The sequence below is a fragment of the Pseudomonas sp. TH15 genome (assembly GCF_016651105.1).
Lineage (GTDB): Bacteria > Pseudomonadota > Gammaproteobacteria > Pseudomonadales > Pseudomonadaceae > Aquipseudomonas.
In genome coordinates, this window is sequence record NZ_JAEKEL010000001.1 from 2,620,082 (window position 1) to 2,646,084 (window position 26,003).

The 26,003-nt window shown below is 58.2% G+C and carries 26 protein-coding genes, 1 tRNA gene and 1 pseudogene; 20 read left to right on the plus strand and 8 right to left on the minus strand.

Going from position 1 to position 26,003, the window contains the following annotated elements; translation table 11 throughout:
- The first annotated feature begins 44 nt into the window (after nucleotides 1–44).
- Both JFT87_RS11860 and JFT87_RS11865 read left to right on the plus strand, forming a co-directional pair.
- Nucleotides 45–299 carry an FAD assembly factor SdhE gene (locus tag JFT87_RS11860; protein ID WP_007944081.1) on the plus strand — a complete coding sequence of 85 codons (255 nt, stop codon included), beginning with the start codon at nucleotides 45–47 and terminating at the stop codon, nucleotides 297–299.
- Nucleotides 283–735 carry a protein YgfX gene (locus tag JFT87_RS11865; protein WP_201201482.1) on the plus strand — a complete coding sequence of 151 codons (453 nt, stop codon included), beginning with the start codon at nucleotides 283–285 and terminating at the stop codon, nucleotides 733–735. Before JFT87_RS11860 ends, JFT87_RS11865 begins: the two co-directional genes overlap by 17 nt.
- Here JFT87_RS11865 and nadB read toward each other — a convergent pair.
- On the minus strand, nucleotides 704–2,320 hold the full coding sequence (gene nadB / locus JFT87_RS11870; RefSeq protein WP_201201483.1) for an L-aspartate oxidase: 1,617 nt from the start codon (nucleotides 2,318–2,320) through the stop codon (nucleotides 704–706). The two genes, JFT87_RS11865 and nadB, sit on opposite strands and share 32 nt — an antisense overlap.
- Before the next feature lie 558 nt (nucleotides 2,321–2,878).
- On the opposite strand from nadB, the gene rpoE reads away from it, so the two are divergent.
- The 4 genes from rpoE (at nucleotide 2,879) to JFT87_RS11890 (ending at nucleotide 6,717) form a co-directional block, all read left to right on the plus strand.
- Complete coding sequence (rpoE, locus tag JFT87_RS11875; RefSeq protein WP_007944079.1) at nucleotides 2,879–3,460, plus strand: RNA polymerase sigma factor RpoE; 582 nt, start codon at nucleotides 2,879–2,881, stop codon at nucleotides 3,458–3,460.
- A gap of 30 nt (nucleotides 3,461–3,490) precedes the next feature.
- On the plus strand, nucleotides 3,491–4,078 hold the full coding sequence (locus JFT87_RS11880; protein WP_201201485.1) for a sigma-E factor negative regulatory protein: 588 nt from the start codon (nucleotides 3,491–3,493) through the stop codon (nucleotides 4,076–4,078).
- A gap of 8 nt (nucleotides 4,079–4,086) precedes the next feature.
- Complete coding sequence (locus JFT87_RS11885) at nucleotides 4,087–5,046, plus strand: MucB/RseB C-terminal domain-containing protein (protein WP_201201489.1); 960 nt, start codon at nucleotides 4,087–4,089, stop codon at nucleotides 5,044–5,046.
- Between the two features lie 246 nt (nucleotides 5,047–5,292).
- A complete protein-coding gene (locus JFT87_RS11890) occupies nucleotides 5,293–6,717 on the plus strand; it encodes a DegQ family serine endoprotease (protein WP_201201490.1) in 1,425 nt (474 codons plus the stop codon).
- A gap of 78 nt (nucleotides 6,718–6,795) precedes the next feature.
- Here JFT87_RS11890 and JFT87_RS11895 read toward each other — a convergent pair whose 3' ends face one another.
- On the minus strand, nucleotides 6,796–8,229 hold the full coding sequence (locus tag JFT87_RS11895) for a M48 family metalloprotease (RefSeq protein ID WP_201201492.1): 1,434 nt from the start codon (nucleotides 8,227–8,229) through the stop codon (nucleotides 6,796–6,798).
- Between the two features lie 98 nt (nucleotides 8,230–8,327).
- On the opposite strand from JFT87_RS11895, the gene JFT87_RS11900 reads away from it, so the two are divergent.
- Both JFT87_RS11900 and JFT87_RS11905 read left to right on the plus strand, forming a co-directional pair.
- Entirely contained in the window at nucleotides 8,328–8,567 is a 240-nt protein-coding gene (locus JFT87_RS11900; RefSeq protein ID WP_201201494.1) for a sulfurtransferase TusA family protein, read from the plus strand.
- A 31-nt stretch (nucleotides 8,568–8,598) separates the two neighbouring features.
- Nucleotides 8,599–9,669, plus strand: a complete 1,071-nt coding sequence (locus tag JFT87_RS11905) for an AI-2E family transporter (RefSeq protein WP_201195256.1) — start codon at nucleotides 8,599–8,601, stop codon at nucleotides 9,667–9,669.
- Between the two features lie 93 nt (nucleotides 9,670–9,762).
- Here the strand turns inward: JFT87_RS11905 and JFT87_RS11910 are convergent, their stop codons facing one another.
- Both JFT87_RS11910 and JFT87_RS11915 read right to left on the minus strand, forming a co-directional pair.
- Complete coding sequence (locus tag JFT87_RS11910) at nucleotides 9,763–10,236, minus strand: peroxiredoxin (protein WP_201201496.1); 474 nt, start codon at nucleotides 10,234–10,236, stop codon at nucleotides 9,763–9,765.
- A 10-nt stretch (nucleotides 10,237–10,246) separates the two neighbouring features.
- Nucleotides 10,247–10,807 (minus strand): glycine cleavage system protein R, encoded by a 561-nt coding sequence (locus tag JFT87_RS11915; protein ID WP_017336973.1) that lies wholly within the window; start codon nucleotides 10,805–10,807, stop codon nucleotides 10,247–10,249.
- A 328-nt stretch (nucleotides 10,808–11,135) separates the two neighbouring features.
- Between JFT87_RS11915 and dapA the strand changes: the two genes are divergently transcribed.
- The 5 genes from dapA to JFT87_RS11940 all read left to right on the plus strand — a co-directional run bounded on the left by dapA (nucleotide 11,136) and on the right by JFT87_RS11940 (nucleotide 14,826).
- Nucleotides 11,136–12,014: a 4-hydroxy-tetrahydrodipicolinate synthase gene (dapA, locus tag JFT87_RS11920; protein ID WP_201201498.1), complete on the plus strand. Its 879-nt coding sequence runs from the start codon at nucleotides 11,136–11,138 to the stop codon at nucleotides 12,012–12,014.
- Between the two features lie 17 nt (nucleotides 12,015–12,031).
- Nucleotides 12,032–13,147 carry an outer membrane protein assembly factor BamC gene (gene bamC / locus JFT87_RS11925; protein ID WP_201201505.1) on the plus strand — a complete coding sequence of 372 codons (1,116 nt, stop codon included), beginning with the start codon at nucleotides 12,032–12,034 and terminating at the stop codon, nucleotides 13,145–13,147.
- A 4-nt stretch (nucleotides 13,148–13,151) separates the two neighbouring features.
- Nucleotides 13,152–13,910, plus strand: coding sequence for an MBL fold metallo-hydrolase (locus JFT87_RS11930; protein ID WP_201195251.1), 759 nt, complete (start codon nucleotides 13,152–13,154; stop codon nucleotides 13,908–13,910).
- Between the two features lie 28 nt (nucleotides 13,911–13,938).
- On the plus strand, nucleotides 13,939–14,652 hold the full coding sequence (gene purC / locus JFT87_RS11935; protein ID WP_123507616.1) for a phosphoribosylaminoimidazolesuccinocarboxamide synthase: 714 nt from the start codon (nucleotides 13,939–13,941) through the stop codon (nucleotides 14,650–14,652).
- 84 nt (nucleotides 14,653–14,736) lie between these two features.
- A tRNA-Ser gene (locus tag JFT87_RS11940) sits at nucleotides 14,737–14,826 on the plus strand.
- A gap of 224 nt (nucleotides 14,827–15,050) precedes the next feature.
- Here JFT87_RS11940 and JFT87_RS11945 read toward each other — a convergent pair.
- Complete coding sequence (locus JFT87_RS11945) at nucleotides 15,051–15,257, minus strand: hypothetical protein (protein ID WP_201201507.1); 207 nt, start codon at nucleotides 15,255–15,257, stop codon at nucleotides 15,051–15,053.
- Between the two features lie 149 nt (nucleotides 15,258–15,406).
- A complete protein-coding gene (locus JFT87_RS11950) occupies nucleotides 15,407–15,598 on the minus strand; it encodes a YegP family protein (protein ID WP_201201509.1) in 192 nt (63 codons plus the stop codon).
- Between the two features lie 279 nt (nucleotides 15,599–15,877).
- Between JFT87_RS11950 and JFT87_RS11955 the strand changes: the two are divergent.
- The 6 genes and pseudogenes from JFT87_RS11955 to JFT87_RS11980 all read left to right on the plus strand — a co-directional run bounded on the left by JFT87_RS11955 (nucleotide 15,878) and on the right by JFT87_RS11980 (nucleotide 21,535).
- Nucleotides 15,878–16,842: pseudogene (locus JFT87_RS11955) on the plus strand (glycosyltransferase family 2 protein).
- 3 nt (nucleotides 16,843–16,845) lie between these two features.
- Nucleotides 16,846–17,556, plus strand: coding sequence for a class I SAM-dependent methyltransferase (locus JFT87_RS11960; RefSeq protein ID WP_201201510.1), 711 nt, complete (start codon nucleotides 16,846–16,848; stop codon nucleotides 17,554–17,556).
- Nucleotides 17,553–17,939 carry a GtrA family protein gene (locus JFT87_RS11965; RefSeq protein WP_201201512.1) on the plus strand — a complete coding sequence of 129 codons (387 nt, stop codon included), beginning with the start codon at nucleotides 17,553–17,555 and terminating at the stop codon, nucleotides 17,937–17,939. Before JFT87_RS11960 ends, JFT87_RS11965 begins: the two co-directional genes overlap by 4 nt.
- Nucleotides 17,936–20,032, plus strand: a complete 2,097-nt coding sequence (locus JFT87_RS11970; protein WP_201201514.1) for a DUF6311 domain-containing protein — start codon at nucleotides 17,936–17,938, stop codon at nucleotides 20,030–20,032. Before JFT87_RS11965 ends, JFT87_RS11970 begins: the two co-directional genes overlap by 4 nt.
- A gap of 72 nt (nucleotides 20,033–20,104) precedes the next feature.
- On the plus strand, nucleotides 20,105–21,031 hold the full coding sequence (locus tag JFT87_RS11975; RefSeq protein WP_201201516.1) for a LysR substrate-binding domain-containing protein: 927 nt from the start codon (nucleotides 20,105–20,107) through the stop codon (nucleotides 21,029–21,031).
- A gap of 138 nt (nucleotides 21,032–21,169) precedes the next feature.
- Complete coding sequence (locus JFT87_RS11980) at nucleotides 21,170–21,535, plus strand: 5-carboxymethyl-2-hydroxymuconate Delta-isomerase (protein ID WP_201201518.1); 366 nt, start codon at nucleotides 21,170–21,172, stop codon at nucleotides 21,533–21,535.
- Between the two features lie 3 nt (nucleotides 21,536–21,538).
- Here JFT87_RS11980 and JFT87_RS11985 read toward each other — a convergent pair whose 3' ends face one another.
- Together JFT87_RS11985 and JFT87_RS11990 are read right to left on the minus strand one after the other, a co-directional pair.
- A complete protein-coding gene (locus tag JFT87_RS11985; protein ID WP_201201519.1) occupies nucleotides 21,539–22,474 on the minus strand; it encodes a LysR family transcriptional regulator in 936 nt (311 codons plus the stop codon).
- A 184-nt stretch (nucleotides 22,475–22,658) separates the two neighbouring features.
- On the minus strand, nucleotides 22,659–23,843 hold the full coding sequence (locus tag JFT87_RS11990) for a cyanate transporter (protein WP_201201526.1): 1,185 nt from the start codon (nucleotides 23,841–23,843) through the stop codon (nucleotides 22,659–22,661).
- A gap of 404 nt (nucleotides 23,844–24,247) precedes the next feature.
- Here JFT87_RS11990 and JFT87_RS11995 point away from each other — a divergent pair, with 404 nt between their 5' ends.
- Nucleotides 24,248–25,897, plus strand: a complete 1,650-nt coding sequence (locus tag JFT87_RS11995; RefSeq protein WP_201201527.1) for a phosphoethanolamine transferase — start codon at nucleotides 24,248–24,250, stop codon at nucleotides 25,895–25,897.
- Nucleotides 25,898–26,003: the final 106 nt, after the last annotated feature.

Consider the following 26,003-nt stretch of genomic DNA (forward strand, 5'->3'; position numbering starts at 1 on the left):
CGGGCGCGGGGCTGTATACTTGCCGCCTATTTGAGGAGCGCTCCATGGTCGAAGATGTTGAACTGAATCGCCTCTACTGGCACAGCCGCCGCGGCATGCTTGAGCTTGACGTATTGCTGGTGCCGTTCGTGAAAGAGGTCTATCCGCATCTCAATGATGTCGACCGCGATTGCTACCGCAAGCTGCTCGAATGCGAAGATCAGGACATGTTCGGTTGGTTCATGGAGCGCGCCGAATCGGAAGATCCGGAGCTTCAGCGCATGGTTCGCATGATCCTGGATCGTGTCCAGCCCAAGTAATGCGTTCGAATGCCGCTGGCATGCCTCACGGCAGTTGCTGGCGGCGTATCTTCTGGCCCAGCTGTTCGCGCTGGGTGCGTTGTTTCTTCTCTCTATACCGCTCTGGGCCAGTTCGCTCGGTGTTTTGCTGTGCCTGGCACACGGCTTTTGGGTATTGCCACGGCAGATTTTGCTGACGCACCCGCAGGCATATTGTGGCTTGCGCCGGGACGCTGATGGTTGGCAGTTGTGGAATCAGGCTCAGGGTTGGCAATCGGTCCAGCTAAGGCCGGACAGTCTGGCGCTACCGTTGGTCGTAATACTGCGGTTTCGTCTGCGCGGCAAGCGTCGGGTCAGGACAATTTGTGTGCCTCATGATTCGCAGGCGGCGGATCTGCACCGACGCCTGCGGGTTCGGCTCAGGTTCAGTCGGCGTAGGTGGGCGGCACCAGAATAGTGTCCAGTGCCTCAGGCAACATGTTCGGGTAGTCGAGGGTGTAATGCAGACCGCGACTTTCCTTGCGCTCCATCGCTGACTGGATCATCAGTTCCGCAACTTGGGCCAAGTTGCGCAACTCGATCAAATCCCGGCTGACTTTATAGTTGCTGTAGAACTCGTCGATTTCGTCCAATAGCAGCCGCACACGGTGCTGTGCCCGTTGCAAGCGCTTGTTGGTGCGCACGATGCCCACGTAGTCCCACATGAAACGCCGCAATTCGTCCCAGTTGTGCGCAATGATCACGTCTTCGTCGGAGTCGGTCACCTGGCTCGCATCCCAGACGGGAAGGGCGGTCGGAATCGACACCTGAGGCAACTGCTCGAGAATGTCCGCCGCCGCCGAGCGCGCGTAGACGAAACACTCCAGCAACGAGTTGCTGGCCATGCGGTTGGCACCGTGCAGCCCGGTGAAGCTGGTCTCGCCAATGGCATACAGGCCGGGCACATCGGTGCGGCCTTGTTGATCGACCATCACGCCGCCGCAGGTGTAGTGCGCCGCCGGAACCACCGGGATCGGTTGCTTGGTGATGTCGATGGAAAACTCGAGGCAGCGTTCGTACATCGTCGGGAAGTGGGTCTTGATGAACGCTTCGGGCTTGTGGCTGATGTCCAGATAGACGCAATCGATGCCCAGGCGCTTCATCTCGTGGTCGATGGCCCTGGCGACGATGTCACGTGGCGCCAGTTCGGCGCGCGGGTCGAAGCGCTGCATGAAGCGTTCGCCGTTGGGCAGCTTCAGGTGCGCACCTTCGCCGCGCAGGGCTTCGGTGATCAGGAAACTCTTGGCCTGTGGGTGATACAGGCACGTGGGGTGGAACTGGTTGAACTCCAGGTTCGCCACCCGGCAGCCCGAACGCCAGGCCATGGCAATGCCATCCCCGCAAGCGCCGTCGGGATTGCTGGTATAGAGATAGACCTTTGCGGCGCCACCGGAAGCGAGGATCACGAAGCGGGCGGCGTAGGTGTCGACTTCACCGGTGGTGCGGTTGAGTACGTAGGCACCGAGGCAACGGTCGCCTTCCAGGCCCAGGCGTTTTTCGGTGATCAGATCGACTGCGACCCGTTGTTCCAGCAGTTCGATGTTCGGCCGTTGTCGGGCCTGGAACAGTAAGGTTCTGAAGATCGCCGCACCGGTGGCATCGGCTGCGTGGATGATGCGCCGATGGCTGTGGCCGCCTTCGCGGGTCAGGTGAAACTCGAAACCGCCGTCCTCCGTGCCAGACTCTTCATCGCGGGTAAACGGAACGCCCTGGTCGATCAGCCACTGGATGGCTTCTTTACTGTGCTCGACGGTAAACCGCACGGCGTCTTCATGGCACAGGCCGCCGCCGGCATTGAGCGTGTCATCGACGTGGGACTCGACGGTGTCGGTATCATCCAGCACGGCAGCGACACCGCCCTGGGCCCAGAAAGTCGAGCCATTGGCGAGGTCGCCTTTGCTCAGTACGGCGATGCGCAGATGACCGGGCAAGGTCAGCGCAAGGCTCAAACCGGCAGCGCCGCTGCCAATGACCAGAACATCGTGTTGAAACTGTTGGCTCATTTCAGGATTCCGCTCAAAGCGACCCGGGTCGGGGTTGGCGCAAGACACCTGGATCGGCGAGTCAGGCAGCCACACAGCCCACTAGTATATAGAGGGGGGGAGCGGCACAATAGCCGGGCCTACATGGCATTGTGAAACTACTGTGACGGAAAAGACCGGACGCTTCGTCGGAAGTTTTTTTCACCGGTTCGGCGACAAGGCGACTGTATCGAGGATTTAACAGTCTTTTTCGCTTCGCAGTCGCACAATGTCGGTTGCACGCAGCTATAAATATTTGGAACTTTTGCCAAAGGCCCAAGATCAATAGCTGGTTGCCTGAATCAAGGGACAGTGTCGGCTTCAGAGCGGGACCTGCTGTTTGGTCCTTGCCGGCGAATCCGATGACAAGATTATTCGCGCAGCCGGGTTATCCCGAGCTGCGCTTTTCGTGCGTGCCAAATCAGAGCCCGCAGGAAACTTGCTTGAAGGGGGAGAACTTTTGCGAAAAGCCCGAGTCTATGTTTGCAAGTCTGGTCGTTTAGTTATGCAAGCCTCCTTCGAGCTTATCGAGGAGTGTTCATGCTAACCCAGGAAGAGGATCAGCAGCTGGTCGAGCGCGTCCAACGCGGCGACAAGCGAGCTTTCGATCTGCTAGTGCTGAAATACCAGCACAAAATTCTCGGGTTGATCGTGCGTTTCGTGCACGACACCCATGAAGCCCAGGATGTCGCACAGGAAGCCTTTATCAAGGCGTACCGTGCACTTGGTAATTTCCGCGGAGACAGCGCGTTTTATACGTGGCTTTACCGCATCGCCATCAACACGGCGAAAAACTATTTGGTTTCACGCGGCCGCCGGCCGCCGGATAGCGATGTCAGTTCTGAAGACGCAGAGTTCTACGATGGCGATCATGGCCTCAAGGATCTCGAGTCGCCAGAACGCGCATTGCTGCGGGATGAGATCGAAGGCACCGTCCATCGAACCATCCAGCAACTGCCAGAAGATTTGCGTACGGCTTTAACTTTACGTGAATTCGATGGTCTGAGTTACGAGGACATTGCGGCGGTTATGCAGTGTCCGGTGGGTACCGTGCGTTCCCGGATTTTCCGGGCTCGGGAAGCCATTGATAAAGCCCTGCAGCCGTTGTTGCAGGAAAACTGAGACAGCGGCGACAGCCAAGAGAGGAACGCCATGAGTCGTGAAGCCCTGCAGGAATCGCTGTCCGCAGTGATGGATAACGAAGCGGATGAGCTGGAGTTGCGTCGGGTACTGAATGCCTTTGACGATGTTGAAACCCGCGATACCTGGGCTCGTTACCAGATCGCTCGGGCAGTCATGCATAAGGATCTGCTGCTTCCACGTCTGGACATCGCTGCGGCAGTTTCTGCTACGCTGGAAGACGAAGCCGTCCCGGCCAAGGCATCTCGCGGTCCATGGCGCAGCCTGGGTCGTCTGGCCGTTGCTGCTTCGGTGACCATCGCCGTACTGGCAGGTGTTCGTCTGTACAACCAGGACGAAATTGCTGGCGTCGAACTGGCTCAGCAATCCAATCAGCCTGCTCTGGCCGTTCCTCAGGTCAAGGGCCCAGCTGTATTGGCAGGCTACAGTGAGAGCTCGGAAGCCACTGGCCCTATGGCCAACGGCGTATTGCAAGGTCAGCCGGGCTGGCACGATCAGCGTCTGCCAAGTTACTTGCGCCAACATGCTCAACAGGCTGCCTTGAAAGGCACTGAAAGTGCTCTGCCTTATGCTCGTGCAGCAAGCCTGGAAAACCGTTAAGGAGGATCATGCGCGCCATACCTCTACTTACGCTTCTGCTTGGTGGCTGGTTTGTTGTTCCAGCCCACGCTGATGAAGCCCAAGACTGGTTGACCCGTCTGGGCCAGGCCGAGCAAACGCAAAGCTTCCACGGTACTTTTGTTTACGAGCGTAACGGTAGTTTTTCTACCCATAACATCTGGCACCGCGTCCAGGATGGCAAGGTCCGCGAGCGTTTACTCCAGCTCGACGGCTCGGCACAGGAAGTCGTGCGCATTGATGGGCATACTCAATGCGTCAGCGGCACCCTGATAGCGGGGCTGGGGGAGTCTCCCAAATCTGCTGCTCGTGCACTCGATCCACAAAAGCTCAAGAATTGGTACGACCTTGCCGTCATCGGTAAGTCGCGTGTGGCTGGGCGTGCGGCGGTGATCGTTTCACTGACGCCGCGTGACCAGCATCGTTACGGTTTCGAGTTACATCTGGACAAGGAGACCGGCTTGCCCCTCAAGTCATTGCTGCTAAATGACAAGGGTCAGTTGCTCGAGCGATTCCAGTTCACGCAACTGGATACCGCCGATGTCCCATCAGACAAAGATTTGCAGGCAGGTCCTGATTGCAAGACAGTCTCCCTGGAACCTGACAAGGCAGAGGCGCTTAAAACCGCCGAGGTCTGGCATTCGGACTGGTTACCGCCTGGTTTCGAACTCAGTAGCAGTTCTTCGCGCAAAGACCCTGAGACCAAAACTCAGGTCAGTAGCTTGATGTATGACGATGGCTTGGCCCGCTTCTCGGTGTTTCTTGAGCCGTTGAACGGCGCTACTGTCACCGATACGCGTACCCAGTTGGGTCCAACCGTAGCGGTTTCCCGACGCTTGACTACGCCTCAGGGCGAGATCATGGTGACCGTGGTCGGTGAGATCCCTATCGGTACCGCCGAACGCATTGCGCTGTCCATGCGCTCCGATGCTACTGCGGCCAAACAGTGAGCTGAATTGTGATGCTCATGGATCGGCAATTTGATTGTGCGAGAGGCCAGCGATGCCCATTCCACCATTGAGATGTCGAAATGTTTGGTGAACATTTCAATTTGCAAATCTCCCTGAATTTTTCTATAGGTCAGAGCCTCACGGCTCTGGCCTTGTTTGTTGTTCCCGGAACAAAAATACCGGCGTATCGTTCCCGGTGTTCCTTGCTCCATATCGCTTAACCATGCTCGTCGTAACGGGAGCCGTATGTCGATACCACGCTTGAAGTCTTACCTCTCCATTTTTGCCACCGTGCTGGTGCTCGGTCAGGCGGTCTCTGCTCAAGCGGCCGAATTGCCTGACTTCACGCAACTGGTTGAACAGGCCTCGCCTGCGGTGGTGAACATCAGTACCACGCAGAAACTGCCTGATCGCAAAGTGTCCAGCCAGATGCCGGATCTTGAAGGCCTGCCGCCAGCGCTGCGCGAGTTCTTTGAGCGCGGCATGCCGCAACAACGTTCGCCTCGCGGCGATCGTCAGCGCGAAGCGCAGTCCCTGGGGTCGGGTTTTATCATCTCGCCTGATGGCTACATCCTGACCAACAACCACGTGATCGCCGATGCCGACGAAATTCTTGTCCGCCTGGCCGACCGCAGTGAGTTGAAAGCCAAACTGATCGGCACCGACCCGCGTTCCGACGTGGCGTTGCTGAAAATCGAGGGCAAGGACCTGCCGGTTCTCAAACTCGGCAAATCCCAGGACCTGAAGGCTGGCCAATGGGTTGTCGCCATCGGTTCGCCGTTCGGCTTTGACCACACCGTGACCCAAGGCATTGTCAGCGCCATCGGTCGCAGCCTGCCGAACGAAAACTATGTCCCGTTCATCCAGACCGACGTGCCGATCAACCCGGGTAACTCCGGTGGCCCGCTGTTTAATCTGAACGGTGAAGTGGTCGGGATCAACTCACAAATCTACACCCGTTCGGGCGGCTTCATGGGTGTGTCGTTCGCGATCCCGATCGATGTCGCGATGGACGTATCCAATCAACTGAAAAGCGGCGGCAAAGTCAGCCGAGGCTGGTTGGGTGTCGTGATTCAGGAGGTGAACAAGGACCTGGCTGAGTCGTTCGGTCTGGAGAAGCCGGCCGGTGCGCTGGTGGCTCAGATCCAGGATGACGGCCCGGCGGCCAAGGGTGGCCTGCAGGTGGGCGACGTGATCTTGAGCATGAACGGTCAACCGATCGTCATGTCTGCTGATCTGCCACACCTGGTTGGCGCGCTCAAGGCAGGCGCCAAGGCTAATCTTGAAGTGATCCGCGAGGGTAAGCGCAAGAACGTCGAGCTGACCGTCGGCGCAATCCCGGAGGAAGGAAAAGAGCTGGGTGCGCAGGCGAAATCCGGGGTTGAGGGCAGCAGCAACCGCTTGGGTGTTTCCGTTGCCGAGCTGACCGATGAGCAGAAGAAAGCCAACGACCTCAAGGGCGGCGTGGTGATCAAGGACATCCAGGACGGTCCTGCTTCGCTGATCGGCTTGCAGCCAGGTGATGTGATTACTCACCTGAACAACCAGGCGATCGGCTCCACCAAGGAGTTCACCGAGATCGCCAAGGCACTGCCGAAGAACCGCTCGGTGTCGATGCGGGTTCTGCGTCAAGGTCGTGCCAGCTTCATCACCTTCAAACTGGCTGAATAAACCGGTTGTTGGCTGAATAAAAAACCGCCTCGAAAGAGGCGGTTTTTTTGTGTCTGAAGTTTTTGTTCCAGGAGCAGATCAGCCCATCATGTCCTTGACCATGCGCTCTTGCTCCATCAGCTCTCGTTGCCGTGCATCGATCCGTGACGACAATGGGAAGTTGCTTCCGGCCTTGCGCTTGGCAAAGTCCAGTTGCTGAATGGCCTGGCGGTAATCGCCGACCAGAGCGAAGTATTCGGCGCGAGCCTGGTGTAAGCCAATGATGTTGCCCGACAGGCCGCGAGTCTCCGCCACCATGTACCAGACATCCGGATCGTCCGGACGAGATTTGAGCAAACTTTCCAGGGCTTTTTCCGCGTCCGCAGTACGGTTTTGTTTGAGTAGCAAGTCGACACGGACCTGGTTCAGCGGGTAGTTGCCCGGATACTGAGTCAACAGTCGATCAACCCGCGTTTGGGCCTCCGGCAGGCGATTGTTGGTGATGTCCAGATCGACCTGAGCCAGGTTGTAGATAATCTCGTTCGGCGCCGTGGCCAGCAGTAGCTTGAGATTCTCCCGTGCCTCGTTCAATTGGCCACCCTTGATCTGGGCAATGGCCAAGCCGTAGCGCGCGACGTCGTTTTTCGGGTTCTCATCCAATTGGGCGCGGAAGCGTTTGGCCCCCAGGCCAGGAGTTTCTTCGTAGATCAGTTGCACCCGTGCGCGAATCAGCTGGTAACGCATGCTGTCTTCGATGCCGCCCGGTTTGGACTGTTCGGCACGGTTACGGGTGTCGGCGATCCGCGATTCGGTCACCGGGTGAGTCAGCAGGAATTCCGGTGGCTTGGCATCGAAGCGGTACTGACGCATCAAGCGCTCGAACATGTTCGGCATCGAGCGCGGATCGTAACCGGCCTTTTCCAGATTGAGGATGCCGATCCGGTCGGCTTCCTGTTCGTTCTGGCGCGAGAAGCGTCGTTGTTCCTGGATCGCTGCTGCCTGGGTACCGGCAATGGTGGCGATCCCGGCATCACCGGCGCCAGCGGCGGCAATCACGATCCCGGCCAACAGAGCGGCCATCATCGGCACTTGCATGCGTTGCGAGGCTTCGACGCCTCGGGCGAAGTGGCGTTGCGACAAGTGAGCCAATTCGTGAGCCAGCACCGAAGCATATTCACCTTCGGTCTGGGCATTGAGGAACAAGCCGCCGTTGACCCCGATGATCCCGCCCGGCGCGGCAAAGGCGTTGAGCTGCGGGCTGTTGATCAGGATGAACTCCAGGCGTCGGTCAGTGACCTGACTGGTTTCCACCAGTTTGTAGACGCTGGATTCGACATAATCCTTGAGCTGCGGATCATTGAGCTGCAATACCTGGCTGCGCAACATTGCCAGCCACGCGCGGCCCAATTGGTATTCCTGTTGCGGCGAGACAATGGCAGAACTGGCGTCACCGAGTGATGGCAGGTCGTCGGCGAAGCCTGGTGAGGCAAGCAGGCAAGCGAGCGTCAGCAGGGTAGGGCGCAAAAAAGTCATGCACAAAGCCTTAGTCGACAAAGACCTTACTGTAGCCGGACACTGGCCTTCGGACCAGATATTCTAGGCCGCTCAACCACCTGATCCGGAGTGATGCAATGACCGACGCTGTAGCCCATGACGTGGAACTGGACGCCAGTGGCCTGAATTGTCCGTTGCCGTTGCTCAAGGCCAAACTTGAGCTTAATCGCATGGCCAGCGGTGCGGTACTCAAGGTCATCGCCACGGACGCGGGTTCTCAGCGCGACTTCCGCACCTTTGCCCGATTGGCCGGTCATACGCTGCTGCTCGAAGAAGACGAGGCGGGTGTTTACCGCTATTGGTTGAAAAAAGCCTGAAACCGGCTGCGTTCGTTCTTAAGGATTATTGATGTTCAAAGTGTTACGGGACTGGATTCAGCGCTACTTCTCCGACGAAGAGGCCGTGGTGCTGGCGGTGCTGTTGATTCTGGGGTTTACCGCGGTGCTCACGTTGGGCGGCATGCTCGCGCCAGTGCTGGCCGGGATGGTGCTGGCGTATCTGATGCAGGGGCTGGTCGTCACCCTTGAGCGCCTGCGCGTTCCCGGTGGTGTGGCCGTGGGGCTGGTCTTCGCGTTGTTCATGGGGTTGTTGCTGGTGTTCATCGTAGTGGTGGTGCCGTTGCTCTGGCATCAGTTGATCACCTTGTTCAACGAACTGCCCGGCATGCTCGCCAAGTGGCAGTCGCTATTGTTGCTGTTACCCGAGCGCTATCCGCATCTGGTGTCCGACGAGCAGGTGCTGCAAGCCATTGAAGTGGCCCGGGGCGAAATCGGCAAGTTCGGTCAGTGGGCGCTGACATTCTCGCTGTCGAGCCTGCCGCTGCTGGTCAACATCATGATCTATTTGGTGTTGGTGCCAATCCTGGTGTTTTTCTTCCTGAAAGACCGGGAAATGATCGGGCAGTGGGTGCGCGGCTACCTGCCGCGTGAGCGGGCGCTGATCACTCGGGTTGCGCAAGAGATGAATCGGCAGATCGCCAACTACATTCGCGGCAAGGTCATTGAAATCATCATTTGCGGTGGCGTGACCTACATCGCGTTCGTCGCTTTGGGGCTCAATTACGCGGCGCTGCTGGCGTTGCTGGTGGGCGTTTCGGTGGTGGTGCCTTACGTCGGGGCGGTGGTGGTGACGGTGCCGGTGCTGCTGATCGCGTTGTTCCAGTGGGGCTGGAGTGATCAGTTCATCTACCTGATGGCGGTCTACGGAATCATTCAGACGCTGGATGGCAACGTGCTGGTACCGCTGCTGTTCTCGGAGGCGGTCAACCTGCACCCGGTGGCGATCATCTGCGCGGTGCTGTTGTTTGGCGGGTTGTGGGGCTTCTGGGGGGTATTCTTTGCGATTCCCCTGGCGACACTGTTCAAGGCCGTGCTGGATGCCTGGCCGCGCAAGGAGCCGGTGGTGGCTCCGTTGCTCTAGAACGATGGTGATCAAAAAGATCGCAGCCTGCGGCAGCTCCTACAGAAGCTCCGCGATCGGCGTAGCTGCCGAAGGCTGCGATCTTTTTCGGTATCAAGCCTTGTTCAAGGTCTGAGCCGCAGCCAATACCGCATCCACATGCCCCGGCACCTTCACGCCGCGCCATTCCTGACGCAACACACCGTCCTTGTCGATCAGGAAAGTGCTGCGATCAACGCCCATATATTCCTTGCCGTAGAGCTTTTTCAGCTTGATCACGTCGAACAGCTGGCAGAGCGCTTCTTCCTTGTCGCTGATCAGCTCGAAGGTGAATGCCTGCTTGGCTTTGAAATTTTCGTGGGATTTCAGGCTGTCACGGGACACACCGAAGACTTCGGTGTTGGCAGCCTTAAAGGCCTCAAGCTGATCGCGAAAGCCCTGGCCTTGGGTCGTGCAGCCCGGGGTGCTGTCCTTCGGATAGAAGTAAATCACCACTTGCTTGCCTTTGAGGCTCGCGAGGCTGACGGTCTGCCCGCTGGTGGCGGGTGCTTCGAAGTCGGTAACCGGTTGGTCGATAGCAACGGCCATGAAAGCTTCCTTACATTGGGTTTTGTGGGCGCCACGGTTCGATCAGGGCGTCCAGGTTCAGCGCATCGGCGAAATCCAGGAACTGATCGCGCAGCCAGCTGATTTGCACGCCGGCCGGCAGCGTCACGGTAAACGTGGCGTTGAGCATGGTGCCGCCGGTTTGCGGCGCCTGATACGTGTCGCAGGTCAGGTTTTCCAGCTCGACGTTGTGGTCCATGAAGAACTGGCACAACTCGTTGATGATGTCCGAGCGGTAAGCGGAACTGACATAGGCAACGTAAGGCAGGGCTTGAGGACGGTTCTCCAGTGCCGCACTGCGCACCACGTTGACCGTGAAGGCGTGCTTCTTGGCGAGGGTTGGCAGGCTGCCTTCCAGGCGGGCCAGAGCGTCCCAGCTGCCGGAGATCTCGAGGATCAGGGCACTGCACTCGCCATGACGGGTCAGGCGAGAGGTGACCACGGCGCAGCGGTTTTCATGGCTGGCGCGGCACAGGACGTTAGTCAGCTCCATGGGGTTGGCGCCGAGGGCACTGATGACAAGGAATTGTTCGCGAACTGTGGGGGTGGACATGCAGCATTCCTAAAGCGATGAGCGGTCGATACTTCTACGGGCTTTTTTAGCCGGGGGCGACCCTGCGCAGACGAATTCAGAAAACCCGGGCCGAAGGTTGCAACGTGCTCCAGAGTGACCGGAGCGAGGGGTGGCAACGCTGGATCGGGGCTTGTGATGCCGAAAATGGAGGCTGGAACCCGGCGTACGAGCTTATCAGTACCGATCAAAGTCTGAAGGGTAGCGAAAAGCAGCGCCAAGGGGAATGGCAGCAGCGCAGTACTTCGCTTGTACAAGCATCTTGGCGCCAGTACCATTACGGCTCTCTTTTTCCGGCAGGAGCGGTTGCATGATTGCGGGCAGTATGGTGGCACTGGTCACACCCATGGATGCACAAGGTCGTCTCGACTGGGACAGCCTGAGCAAACTGGTGGACTTTCACCTGCAAAACGGCACCCACGCCATCGTGGCGGTCGGCACTACAGGTGAATCGGCCACGCTAGACGTGAACGAACACATCGAAGTGATTCGTTACGTGGTCAAGCAGGTTGCAGGGCGCATCCCGGTCATCGCCGGTACCGGTGCCAACTCGACGCGCGAAGCCATCGAGCTGACCACTAATGCCAAGGTCGCTGGCGCCGATGCCTGCCTGCTGGTCACGCCTTACTACAACAAGCCGACCCAGGAAGGCTTGTACCAGCACTTCAAGGCCATCGCCGAAGCGGTCGATATCCCGCAGATCCTTTACAACGTGCCTGGCCGCACCGCGTGCGACATGCAGGCCGAGACTGTGATCCGCCTGTCGACCGTGAAAAATATCATCGGTATCAAGGAAGCCACTGGCGACCTGGACCGTGCCAAGGCGATCATCGACGGTGTCAGCAAAGACTTCCTGGTGATCTCCGGTGACGATGCCACCGCTGTCGAGCTGATCCTGCTGGGCGGCAAAGGCAACATCTCGGTGACCGCCAACGTCGCCCCGCGTGACATGGCCGACCTGTGCAACGCCGCGCTCAAGGGCGACGCCGTGACTGCTCGTGCCATCCACGAAAAGCTGATGCCGCTCAATAAAACCCTGTTTATCGAATCCAACCCTATCCCCGTGAAATGGGCGCTGCATGAAATGGGCTTGATGCCGGACGGTATCCGTCTGCCGCTCACCTGGCTCAGTGCTGCCTGTCACGAACCGCTGCGGCAGGCCATGCGCCAGTCCGGCGTCCTGGTTTAATTGAGGAAGTACAACGCATGAAGCGAATGGCCGGACTTTCCGCACTTGCCTTGATTATCTCCAGCACCAGTGGCTGCGGATGGATCTGGGGCCCGGAAGGTTACTTCCGTGACCGTGGTAGCGATTACCTGGAAGCGCAACAGACTGCACCGATGCAACTGCCCCCGAATGTCAGCACCTCCAAACGTCTGGATCCGCTGTTGCCGATCCCGCGTAACGTGGCCGATGACACCACCAAGGGCGAATACATCGTGCCGCGTCCGCAGCCGCTGTCGGCGATTGCTGATGCCAGCGACTACACGCTGCAAAAAAGCGCTGGTTCGAGCTGGGTCATGGGTCAGCACCCACCGGCCGAAGTCTGGCCAGTGGCTGTCCAGTTCTTCCAGGACAACGGTTTCCGTCTGGACGAACAACGCCCGCAAACCGGTGAGTTCACGACCACCTGGCAGCATTCCGACGAGCTCTCCGCTGCCATGGCCAAGCGCCTGAGCGCGGCTGGCATCGCCGCCGACAGCGAAACCCGCGTGCGGGTCCGCATCGAGCCAGGCGTGCAGCGCAACACCAGTGAAATCTACGTGGTCAGCGCCCAGCGTCCTGCTGGCAGCACCTCCGACGTCGATTTCACCAACCGTTCGGTCAACACTGGCCTGGACGCGGCACTGGTGGACGACATGCTTGCGAGCATGAGCCGCATCTCCGAGAAGGGCGGTTCGGTCTCCATGCTGGCTTCCCAGGACTCCGACAAGCCAAACCGCGTCAGCCTGAGCGAAGACGGCAGCGGCAACCCGATCCTGAACGTCGGTCCGGACCTGGACCGCGCCTGGTCGAGTGTCGGTCGTGCGCTGGAACAGGGCGAATGGCGTGTTGAAGACATCAACCGCAGCCTGGGCCTGTACTACATCAACTTGTCGGAAAAAGCCGAGAAGAAAGACGAGAAGCCTGGTTTCTTCAGCAGCCTGTTCGGCAGTGCGCCGACCAAGGAAGAAGTTGAAGCCCGTGCCGACCGTTATCAGGTTCGTCTGAGCAAGGTGGGCGAGAACGTCCAGGTCACCGTCGAGAAAAACATCAACACCGTGGCGCCGGCAGAAGTGGCTCGCAAAGTGTTGAGCGTGATTCAGGACAACCTGGGCTGATCACATGCGTTTTGCCGTTCTCGGCAGCGGTAGCCAAGGGAACGGCACGCTGATAGCCAGCGCTGACACGTATGTGCTGGTGGATTGTGGTTTCTCCCTGCGGGAAACCGAAAAACGCCTGCTGCGCCTGGGTGTAAACCCGGCGCAGTTGAGCGCGATACTCGTGACCCACGAACATGCCGACCACGTGCATGGCGTGGGTTTGCTGTCTCGGCGCTACAATCTGCCTGTCTACCTCAGTCGCGGCACCCTGCGCGGGATGCGCAAACCGATTGAACCCGCGGGCTTCCTGGCCGGCGGCGAGCAATTGCAAATCGGCGCCCTGAACATCGAAGTCATTGCCGTGGCCCACGATGCACAGGAACCGACGCAATACGTCTTCAATGACGGTGAGCGGCGCTTCGGCCTGTTGACCGACCTGGGCTCGTATTGCAGCAAGGTGCTGGACGGCTATCGAGACCTCGATGCGTTGATGATCGAGTCCAACCATTGCCGTGACATGCTGGCTCGCGGTCACTACCCGTACTTCCTGAAGCAACGGGTGGGCGGTGAACTGGGACATTTGAACAACCACCAGGCGGCATTCCTGGTGTCCGAGTTGGGCTGGCAAGGCCTGCAACACCTGGTCCTGGCCCATCTGAGCAGCAAGAACAACCTGCCGCAGCTGGCCCGGCAATGTTTTGTCGACACCCTCGGGTGCGACCCGGACTGGCTGCAACTGGCCGATCAAGATTCAGGGCTCGACTGGCGACACATCGCCTAGCCCACCTACTTAGCAAGCGGAGCCCATCATGGAAAAACGTGAAGAACTCTACCGCGGCAAAGCCAAATCGGTTTTCAAGACCGATGACGCTGACCGCTTGATCCTGCTGTTTCGCAACGACACCTCGGCGTTCGACGGCAAGCGTATCGAGCAGCTCGACCGCAAAGGCATGGTGAACAACAAGTTCAACGCCTTCATCATGCAGAAACTCGAAGCGGCCGGCGTGCCGACCCAATTCGACAAACTGCTGGGCGACAACGAGTGCCTGGTGAAGAAGCTCGACATGATCCCGGTCGAGTGCGTCGTGCGTAACTACGCCGCCGGCAGCCTGGTCAAGCGTCTGGGCGTCGAAGAAGGCCTGAAGCTCAACCCTTACACCTTCGAACTGTTCCTGAAGGACGACGCCAAGGGCGACCCGTTCATCAACGAATCCCACGTCGTGGCGTTCGGTTGGGGTACCGCCGAGCAACTGGTTCGCATGAAAGAACTGTCGCTCAAGGTCAACGAAGTCCTGAGCAAACTGTTCGACGACGCCGGCCTGCTGCTGGTCGACTTCAAACTCGAGTTCGGCGTGTTCTCCGACGGCTCCATCGTCCTGGGCGACGAATTCAGCCCGGACGGCTGCCGTCTGTGGGACAAGGCTACTGGCAAGAAAATGGACAAAGACCGCTTCCGCCAGGGCCTCGGTGACGTCATCGAAGCCTACGAAGAAGTCGCCAATCGTCTGGGCGTACCGCTTTAATCGACGCAAGCATCTGATAGCACGGAAAAAATTTCGCTTAGGGGGTTCGCTTCCGGCAAAAGTGTTGTTATGATGCGCGCCGTTGGAGAGATGCCAGAGTGGCCGAATGGGACGGATTCGAAATCCGTTGTACCTTCACCGGTACCTAGGGTTCGAATCCCTATCTCTCCGCCATTACATAGAAAAAGCCCCGTAGATGAAAATCTACGGGGCTTTTTCGTTTTTGGATTCTATGAATGTCATTGGTCATTTTTTCAGAGCGACTCGGCTGCTTTCAATAAAGCTGCGCGCTATCTACTCAGGTTGAGTGCCCCTCTGACGTGCAAAAGCCCCACAGGCCTGAACCCGTGGGGCTTTTTCATTTACGCAAGGCTACATCACCCCGCGCCCCAGCCAATTCACGGCTGCGAGTGCCCCAACTTCCGTTTGATCAAGTCATACACATCCTTATGCGTCGAGTTGTGCAGCGTCTTGTCCATGCACGCGGTCGTCAGGAAGGTTTTCACTTCGTCCTTGGCATGCGGATAGAGGCCGGCGACATAGTCAGCTTCGTGTTCTTGCGAGCAGTTGAAGTACTTGTCGTCTTTCGCTTTGTCTCTGGCCATTTCTGCGGCTCCTGTTGAGTTCGACTGTGTCGCGAGAGAGGGCCGGATGGCCCCGTGCCTCAATCAGCCTAGGGGGCAGAAATGGCTCGCCAGTGCTTCAGTCAAAAAGGAAGTGGCTGTAGGACTCAGCCCTGCTTTGGCTCACGCGGTTAAATTTCCTTGACCGGTGTTTCGCCATGTACCGCTTTGATCAACCCGATCACATGCAAACAATCCGCTTTGTTCACATAAGACTCGCCGCTGGCGACGGTCTCGTGATTGCCTGCGCGCAGCCTCCAGCGCCATTGCCCTTTGCCGGTGCTCGAAGTGCCTCTGGATTGCCTGTAAATCTCGAAATACATTCAGTTCGCTCCATGCGATTTATTCCTGCGACAGCCAGTGTGTCGCAACGACGCAAGCCTAGCGCAGGCGGTTTTTTTGGCTATCGGACATTTGTTTCCAATCGTTGGCGGATGTTTCTGAAGGGCGCGGGCCAGAGCGCTGGAATAGGCCTCTGGATTGGCCAATATGACGCCGTCTGACCCTTGCAACAGCAACCACGCTGCTGCTTAATACGGGTCGGCTCATGGCGTCGAACCTTGTTCGATGACCGACAAACACTATAAGAAAGAGCACTCCTTTTGACTCAGCACGGAACGCAACAGGCCGGGCAGGTGACGTTATCGCTGGTGGTCCCCGTTTTTAACGAGGAGGACAGCCTCGACACGTTTCTGCTGCGCATCAATGAAGTCTTTCAGGCCCAGACGCTGATCGATCTCGAAATGGTATTCGTCAACGACGGCAGTACCGATGCCACGCTTGAGCGGCTGCTGGATCGTCAGCAGCAAGATGCCCGCCTGCGTATCGTCGACCTCAGTCGCAACTTCGGCAAAGAGGCGGCGTTGTCCGCCGGTTTGCAGATTGCCACCGGGCAGATCGTGGTGCCGATCGACGCGGACCTGCAGGATCCCCCGAAATTATTCTGCAAATGATCGAGCGCTGGCGTGAGGGTTTTGAAGTCGTCCTCGGTCACCGCATCAGCCGCCGCAGCGATACCTGGGCCAAGCAGACCTCGGCGCACTGGTTCTATCGTCTGCACAACAAGATTGCCGAACAACCACTCCCCGAGAACGTCGGTGATTTTCGCCTGATGGATCGTTGCGTGGTGGATGCCTTGCTGACGTTGCCCGAGTCCCGGCGATTCATGAAAGGCTTGTTCGCCTGGGTCGGTTTTCGCACGACCCACGTTGATTATGAGCGCCCTGAACGGGTAGCTGGGCAGAGCAAGTTCAACGGCTGGCGGTTGTGGAATTTCGCCCTCGAAGGCATTACCAGTTTCAGCACCGAACCGTTGCGGGTCTGGACCTACGTAGGAGCATTGGTGTCGGTGGTGTCTTTTGCCTTCGCCATTTTCATTGTGGTGCGCACGTTGTTTACCGGGATTGACGTGCCGGGTTACGCCTCGCTGATGGTGGCGGTGACCTTTCTCGGTGGCCTGCAACTGATCGGCATCGGGGTGCTCGGCGAATACCTGGGCCGCACCTACATCGAATCAAAGCGCCGGCCGGTTTATCTGGTGCGTCGTGTCTATAACCCCAAGGACTGAACCATGGATCTCAAGGAAACCGACATCCTCGGTTCAAGCATTGACCAGCATTGGTATTACGCCTCAAAAGCAGCGGCCACCAAGCGTCTACTGGGCGATACACCGATCAAAAAGATTCTCGATGTGGGCGCCGGCTCCGGGTTTTTTACCCATCACCTGCTGACCCACACCGCCGCGAACGAAGCCTGGTGCGTGGACATCAGTTACGACGCGGATTCCGACGCCAGCACCTGCGGGAAACCGGTGCATTACCGTCGCGGCATTGAGGCCGTGGATGCCGATCTGGTGCTGCTGATGGATGTGCTGGAGCATGTCGACGACGACGTCGGGCTGCTCAAGGCTTATGTCGATAAAGTGCCGTCCGGCAGCCGTTTCTTGATGACGGTGCCGGCGTTCCAGTTCCTCTGGAGCGGGCACGATGACTTCCTCGAACACAAACGTCGCTACACCCTGGCGCAATTTGAAAAAGTAGCCCGGGACGCTGGTTTGACGGTGAAGCAGGGCGCCTACTATTTTGGTGCGGTGTTCCCGATTGCGGCGACGTTGCGGCTATTGCCCAAAGGCGCGCAACCGTCGCCGCCGCGTTCGCAACTCAAACAGCATCATCGCGTGGTGAACTCAATCCTGAAGACCTTGTGCAGCATCGAATTACCGCTCATGGGCTTGAATCGTCTGGCCGGTCTGACGGTGTTTGTACTGGCGCAGAAGCCGTGACGTCAGCCGAAAAATCAGCGGTGATCAAAAGGGCGCTGAGGTTTGCCGTGACCGGATTATTTGTCACCGCGCTTCACGCAGTCGTCGCGGTGCTGTTCATCAACTTCGTGATGCCGATGCCGCCCCTGGCCAATGGCGTGGCATTTGCCGTGGCCACCGTGGTGTCTTACGTGATCAACACCACCTGGAGCTTTTCCGCACGGCTGCATGGCCGCACATTACTGCGCTTCATGATGGTCTCCGGCGCAGGCTTTCTACTGGCGATGTTCGTGGCTTGGGCGGCGCAAATGGCCGGGCTCAATTATTTGCTGGGGATCGGCGCGGTGGCGTTGACCCTTCCGGCCTTCACCTTTGTATTGCATAACTTCTGGACGTATCGATGAGCGCCAGGCAAAAGCATGCCGCACTGTCCTTATTGCCGTTGCTGCTCGGGGTCTTGGCTTTCTTTTGCTTGATCGGGCCGCAAGTTCTGGATCCTGAAAACATTGCCTGGCTGGAGCTCGGCGACACCGCGACGCATTATCTGGGATGGGATTTCTTTCGCCATTCGCCATGGACGTTTCCGCTGGGACTCAATCCGTTTTACGGGCTTGAGCTGGGCAATTCGGTCATCTTCTCCGACTCCAATCCGTTACTGGCGCTGCTATTCAAGCCGTTCAATGCGTGGCTGCCCGACACTTTCCAGTATTTCGGGATGTGGCTGCTGGCTTGTTTTGTTCTACAGGCCTGGTTTGGCTGGAAGCTGCTCGGATTGATGACTGACCATCCGGCGATTCGATTACTGGGAGCGGGGTTGCTGATGTTCTCGCCTGCGATGTTTTTGCGCATGGGGGCACACCTTTCTCTGGCAGGGCATTTTCTGATTCTGGCGGCGTTGTATCTGGCTCTGGTGCCCGGCCTGCATCGGCGCCGGTTGGCGTGGGGGGCGCTGTTGGCGGTGACGGCGATGGTACATGCCTACCTGTTGGCGATGGTTGCGCTGATATGGGTCGCTGATCTGCTCGGCAAGTGGTCGAGCCAGCAACTGACGCGGCGGCAGAGTCTGATCGAAGGCGTGCTGCTCTTCGTGGTCGTAAGCCTGTGTTGTTGGCAGGCCGGTTACTTCGCGATTGTCGATGGTGCGAAGTCCGGCGGTTTCGGTTTGTACCGAATGAATCTGCTGTCTCCTGTCGATCCGGCAGGTTGGTCTTTGATCCTGCCAAATCTGCCGCAAGCCAGCGGTGATTATGAAGGTTTCAATTATCTGGGGCTGGGCGTACTGCTGCTGATACCCATGGCGCTGATCGCCTGGCTGAGAAACAGCCAGCCGCTGAAGCACGCATTGAGTAGCCGGCCATGGTTGCTGTTGGCGTTGCTCGGTCTATGGGTGTTCGCCTTATCCAACCAGATCGGCATCGGCGCGCACACATTCAGCTATCCATTGCCGAAATTCATTCTCAATCTTGCGAACATCTTCCGTGCTTCCGGAAGGATGTTCTGGCCAGTCGCCTATGCGCTGATCCTGATGGTAATTTTTCTGCTGGTGCGCGGATACCGGCCGCGTACGGTCATTGCCCTGCTGGCGCTGGCGTTATCGGTGCAGGTCATTGACATGCGCAATGGCTGGATGGGGATGCGGCAAGGGAAGATGCTTCCACCGTCGTCGACCTGGGCCAGCCCGATGCAGGATCCATTCTGGGCGAGTGCGGCGACGCAATACGCGAACCTTCGCAGCCTGATGCCGCAGAATCAGCCCGAGCGTTGGCAGGTGCTGGCTGATTTCGCCGCCACCCACGGCATGAAAACGGATGCGGTCTATCTCGGGCGCATGAGTTCCGGGCCGCTTGAACTCGCCCAGGAGAAAACCCGGCGCATGCTTGAATCCGGTCACTATGATGCAGACTCGTTGTACATCCTCGACGATGACGTGTTGGCGGCCGCGGCAAAAACCATCAACAGTGACACCGATCTGCTGACGCGGGTGGATGGTCTGGTGGTGCTGGCGCCGGGCTGGAAACGTTGCGCGCAGTGCTTGCCGATGCACGATGAGGGACGGCAGATGGCGCTGACTCCCCTGACTCATCCAGGCCAGGTACAGACGTTCAATCATTCCTCTCGACAAATGACCCACGGCTGGTCGACCCCGGAAAGCTGGGGAACATGGTCTGAGGGCCGACAGGCGCAGATCGTCCTGCGCATAACGCCAGAGGCGCGTTCGGTGGTGATCGATGCCATGGCGTTCATCCTGCCGCAGCACCCTGCTCAGCGGGTGGTCGTGAGCTTGAACGGCGAGCAGGTGCTGTCCGCACGCCTGACGCAGGCGCAGGGCAATCATCTGCAGATCCCGATCAGCGCGGCAATTCGTCAGCGCCTGGCCGTCGATGATCAAGTGACGATCGAGCTGCAACTGCCCGATGCAATCAGTCCCCAGCAGTTGGGCCTCAACGATGATGCGCGGGTTATGGGCCTGGGTTTGCAGCGGCTGCTGGTGAACTGACGCATCGTGACGATAGACGCCACCCCCGGGCCTTTCTAAACTGGCCCAAGTCTTGGGGACCGGGGGCAGTGGATGAATCGCAACGAACTACGCAAGGCCGACATCAACCTGATGGTGGTGTTCGAGACATTGATGCTCGAACGCAACGTGACGCGGGTGGCGGAGAAGCTGTTTCTCGGCCAGCCGACCATCAGTTCGGCGCTCAATCGTCTGCGCACGATGCACAACGATCCACTGTTCATTCGCGTCGGTCACCGCATGGAGCCGACGGCCCGGGCTGAGGAAATCATTCAGCACTTGTCGCCGGCGTTGGATTCGCTGTCGGTGGCCTTGAGCCTGACCCACAATTTCGACCCTGCCAGCAGCACCATGACCTTTCGTATCGGGCTGTCGGACGATGTCGAGTTCGGCTTGTTACCGCCGCTGCTGCGCGCCTTGCGCCAGGAAGCGCCGAAAGTGGTGTTCGTGGTTCAGCATGTCGATTACTGGCGGATTCCCGACCTGTTGGCCTCCGGCGATATCACCGTCGGCATCAGCCAGACGCGTGGGCTGCCGGCCAACGCCAAGCGCAAATTGCTGCGGCACATCCAGCCCAGTGTCTTGCGCGCCGATGCGTCCGACACGCCATTGACCCTCGATGAATATTGCTCACGGCCGCACGTGTTGGTGTCGCACACCGCCAACGTGGCCGGTTTCGCCGATGAGTGGCTGGCGGAACTCGGGCGCACCCGCCAAGTGGTTCTGTCCGTGCCGCAATACAGTGCCTTGCCGGCCCTGTTGGCCGGTACTGATCTGATCGCCAGCTTGCCGGATTACACCGCGGCCGCCATGGCCACCTCGGGATTGCTGTTCAAGGAGCCATTTCCGTTCAAGACGCCGACACTCGACCTGTCGATGGTCTGGCTCAGCCACGTCGACAGCGACCCGGCCGAACGCTGGTTGCGTTCGCGGCTTGAGGCGTTCATGAGCGAACGGCCGGTTACCGACATTCCCCTGTAGGCGCTGCGGTACGCTGCGATTTTTTGATCTTGAGATTTAAAAAGCACAATCAAAAGATCGCAGCCTCGTTTCACTCGACAGCGCCTACATGTGCTGGCTATAAGTACGGTCTTTACGCTGACTGACTGGAGCCTCCCGATGCCTCATCTGCACATGGAATACACCGCCAACCTGCCCGAGCTGAACGCCGACGTGGCGCTCATACGGCTCAACAATACGTTGGTGGCTTCCGGTCAGTTTGCGGCGGAGTTCGATATCAAGAGCCGCGCCATCAAGGTCGAGACCTTTAAAGTCGGCACCAGCCTGGGCGTTCGTGCGTTCGTGCATGTGAAGCTGGCGTTGCTGAGCGGACGCTCGCCGCAGATCAAGAAGCAACTGTCCGAGAGCTTGTTGGCCGTGGTGCAGGAGTTGTGTGAATGGCCGAAGGATGTCGAAGTCCAGTTGTGCGTGGAAATCCTCGACATTGATCGCGAGTCCTACACCAAGACAGCCATCAGCCATTAAGTATCAGGCGGCCTGCTGCTCGGCGCAGGCCTTGACCACTTGCTCACGCAGCCACGTGTTGGCGCTGTCCTGATCGACGTTTTGGCTCCATTGCATATCGAGGCTGAACCCCGGCAAACCGTTGGGGGCTTCGCAATGATTGAACACCGCCCCGCTGGCCAGCAAACGCTGGATGCGCCGGGGCACGGTCAGGATGAAATCAGTGCCGGTGATCATTTTCAGTGCTGCGCTGTAGCTATTGGATCGCGTGACGATTTGGCGCTTTTGCGCCTGACGCTCCAGCCAGCCATCGACGATGTCGGTGGTGGAGGACCACGGTGTCGGGAACACATGCCAGCGTGCGGTGAAGGCTTGCAAACTTAAACGCGGTTCCAGTGGTGTGGCGCGTTTGTCGAAGACGCAGACCAGATCGTCTTCGAGCAGCATCCGAGACTTCAGATCGGTGTGATGGCGGTGGAAGTTGGGGCCGAAACTGATCACCAGGTCGAGACTGCCGTCGCGCAGTTCGTCCGCGGGCACGTCGGTTTCAAACTTGTGCATGTTGACCATCACCGGCAAATCGTCGAAGTCGAAGCGCTTCAACAGGCGCGGCAAGATCAATTGCTCGAAGTATTCCGGTGCGCAGATGTTGAAGGTGACTGGCTGTGCGGTCGGGTCGAACGCCTGGGCGCTGGCATGACACAGGTTGATGCATTCAAGGATCTTCAGCACATGGGTATACATGATGCTGGCCTTGTGGGTGGGGCGCATTCCGGTGCGAGTATTGATGAACAACTCGTCCTCGAAACTGGTGCGCAGTTTTTTCAGGCAGTAACTCACGGTGGACTGACTGACGAAGAGTGCCTCCGACACACCGGTGACGCTGCTTTGCTCATACACGGCGATAAACACCATGAGGTCCTGCATATCGAGCTTTCTAAGCAAGTTACTGTTCAGCATCCGTACTGTCTCGCTGTGCTCCTTGCGCTGACTGTGCGCAAACGTGTGCGAACGATCCTAACGGAACGATGGTGCCAAGAGAATGCCTCGTAGGACGTTTCACGGACAATTGTGGGACAGAAAGTTTTAGCAACACGACGTCGCTGATCAAAGCGCTGAAAGATGGCCAGAAGCCTTTAGCCGATCAGGGAAAGTGTCGCGTGTAATGCCGGGGATCGAAGCGCAGTACCATCAGCAACATAACCACCATCACCGCGGTCAGCGACCACCACGCCCAATCGAAGCTGCCCAGTTGATCGCGGATCATCCCGGCCAGCAGCGGCGAAAGACCGGCAATCAGATAGCCGATACCTTGCACGAACGCCGTCAGGCCACCGGCGCGTTGCGGGTTGTCGAGGTGATCGAGCGAGACGATCAGACTCATCGGGAATAAGCCGCCAATGCCCAGACCCAACAGACACGGCCACAGCAGGCTGAAGTGTTGTGGACTGAGGATCAGCCCACAGAAACCGGCGATAATCAGCCCGAGCAACGCCATCAGCACCACGCGACGATCACGGCTGCGATTGGCGATTGCCGGAACCACCAGGCCGGAGATCACCTCCATGGCCGTCAGAAAACCCAACAACAGACCGGCGTTTTGTTCGCTCCAGCCTTTTTCCACGTAGTACGGCGCCAGCCAGGCGAGAACGCAGGTGTAAGACGCCGTCCCCAGGCCGAAGAAGAGCGCGAGTAACCAGGCGCGGGAATTGGCGAAGAAGGATTCTTTCTTCACTACCGTCGTCATTGCGTGCGGCAGGCTAGCGCGTTGCGTCCACCAGAACAGCAACGCCATAAGCGCCAACACGGCCCAAATGGCCAGGCCCAGGCGCCAGCTAGCGGTCTGCACCATCACCTGCGGAGCGAACGAGGCCGCAATCGCCGCGCCGCCCATGATCGACGTGACATATAAGCCCATGCACATCGACACGTTGTCGGCGAAGCGCGATTTGATCAGCGCCGGCATCAACGCCTGAATCAGCGCAATGCCAATCCCCGCCAGCACGGCGCTGATAATCAGTTCGACGGCAGAGTCGACAAACAGCCGCGACAGCGTCGCCAGGCCAATGATCAGCAGCGACAACAACACCGTGCGCCGCTCGCCGAGTCGCTGACTGATGCCGATACCGAAAAACATCGCCAGCCCCATCGCCATCACCGGCAGCATGGTCAGTAGCGAGGCGAGGCTGAAGCTCAGCGAAATCTCGCCTCGAATGGCCGACAGCAATGGCCCGACAGCCGCCATCGACGGCCGCAGGTTGAGGGCTACCAGCATGATGGCGAGCATCAACCAGACAGCGGGGCGGGTTTTAGCGCGGACATTTTCCATCTTCAGACCCTTGAATCAGAGGCTGACGATTAGGCACGGAGCGGGCCGGTCCGGCAAATCAGAAAACCCAGCGGGAGATCTAAAAATCCAATTGCCCCCAAATCCCTTGTAGGAGCCGAGCTTGCTCGCGAAAGCGATGTGTCAGTCAAAGATGCTTTGCCTGACACGGCCTCTTCGCGGGCCAGCCCGGCTCCTACAAGGAGCAGTGCAGAAGCAAAACACTGAATAACAGCTGAACCATTCTCAAATACTCCGCCAGTTCCAGACTTTGCGTGCAGCCCAACTATTCGTTGGCGTCTTTTTCACAAAAAATTGATGGTTGCCTGCTTAAAGTTTGTCACGCCCTGGTTAATGGAATTTTCACAATTAACCAAGGTTGGTCTTTTCAGGAATAGCCCACCTTTATGTTGAAGTTAAGAGCCGTGCGCCCGGAATGGGTGACGTTGATCGCCAGCGCCTTTCTTTTGATCGCCTGCAACTTTGTGCTCTGGCAGCACCTGTTCGATATCACTGCATCGGATGCCAAGGGCATCGCCATGCGCGTGGCGTTCGGGAGCATGATCCTAGCGGCGTTCAACATCGTCCTGACCGTGCTGGCGTTCCGCCCCGTATTAAAACCGCTGCTGACGTTGGTCTTCATGGTCAGTGCCGGCGTGGCTTACTTTATGAGTCAATATGGCGTGCTAATCGATGCCGGCATGTTTCGTAACTTTGCCGAAACCAATGCCACGGAAGTTCGCGACTTACTGTCGATAAAGTTGTTTGTCTATATTGTCCTGCTCGGTGTTTTGCCTTCGTGGTTATTGTGGAAAACCCCGGTCAATTATCGCGCCTGGCACCGTGAGCTATTAAGTAAAGCCCTGGTGAGTGTCGTCTCTGTCGCGGTGATCGGTGGCGTGGCGCTGATGAATTATCAAGGCCTGTCGTCCCTGTTTCGCAATCACCATGAATTGCATTTGATGGTGGTGCCGAGCAACTACATCGGCGCCTCGGTCGGTTATCTGCGTGAGCAGGTGGTGTCCTCGCAACAACCCTTTGTCAAAATTGGCGAAGACGCCCGTAAAGACCAGGCCTGGCAGTCCCATGAGCGCAAATCCCTGACGGTGCTGGTGGTCGGCGAAAGTGCCCGGGCCGAGAACTTCGGCATCCTCGGCTACAACCGCGACACCACACCCAAACTGAGTAAAGAAACCGGGCTGATCGCTTTCACCGACGTGCATTCCTGCGGCACGGAAACTGCGGTATCGGTGCCTTGCATGTTCTCCAACATGGGCCGCAAGGATTACAACGCCAGCAAGGCAAAGAACGAAGAAGGTTTGCTGGACGTGCTCAAGCGGGCCGGTCTGGACGTGATCTGGCGCGACAATCAATCGGGCTGCAAAGGCACGTGCGATCGGGTCACCATCGAGGATGTCAGCAATCTGAAAGACCCGGTGTTGTGCTCCAGCAGCGAGTGCCGCGATGAAATTCTCCTGCAAGGTTTGCAGCACTTCATCGACACCCTCGACAAAGACACCGTGCTGGTCCTGCACCAGATGGGCAGCCACGGCCCGGAATACTTCAAGCGTTATCCCAAAGAATACGAACACTTCACACCCGTGTGTGAAAGCAATGCGCTGAACAATTGCAGCCGCGACAGTATCGTCAATGGTTACGACAACACCCTGGTGTATACCGACCACGTGCTGTCGACCCTGATCGATCTGTTGCGCAGCAACCAGGACAAAGTGGATACCGCGATGCTCTACCTGTCCGACCACGGAGAGTCCCTGGGCGAGTACAACCTGTTCCTCCATGGCACGCCTTACATGATGGCGCCGGAACAACAAAAGCATGTGGCAATGCTGGCGTGGTTTTCCGACAGTTATCAAAAGTCGTTCTCGGTAGACGCCCATTGCCTGCAACAAAGTCGCGACAAACCCTTGAGCCAGGACAACCTGTTCCATTCGATGCTCGGTCTGCTGGAAGTCGACAGCAAGGTCTACGACCCGAGTCTGGACATGTTCGCCGGCTGCCGCGGCGCGGTGATCGACGGCGTCCTGGCCAAAGACTGAGCCACTCCCCCTGTAGGAGCTGCCGGGGGAAGGGGTGTCTGTTTCCTCTGTCAGACTATTCTTTCTCTTGGGCAGGCATTTTCGCTAAAGCTCTTGTTCAGTGCAT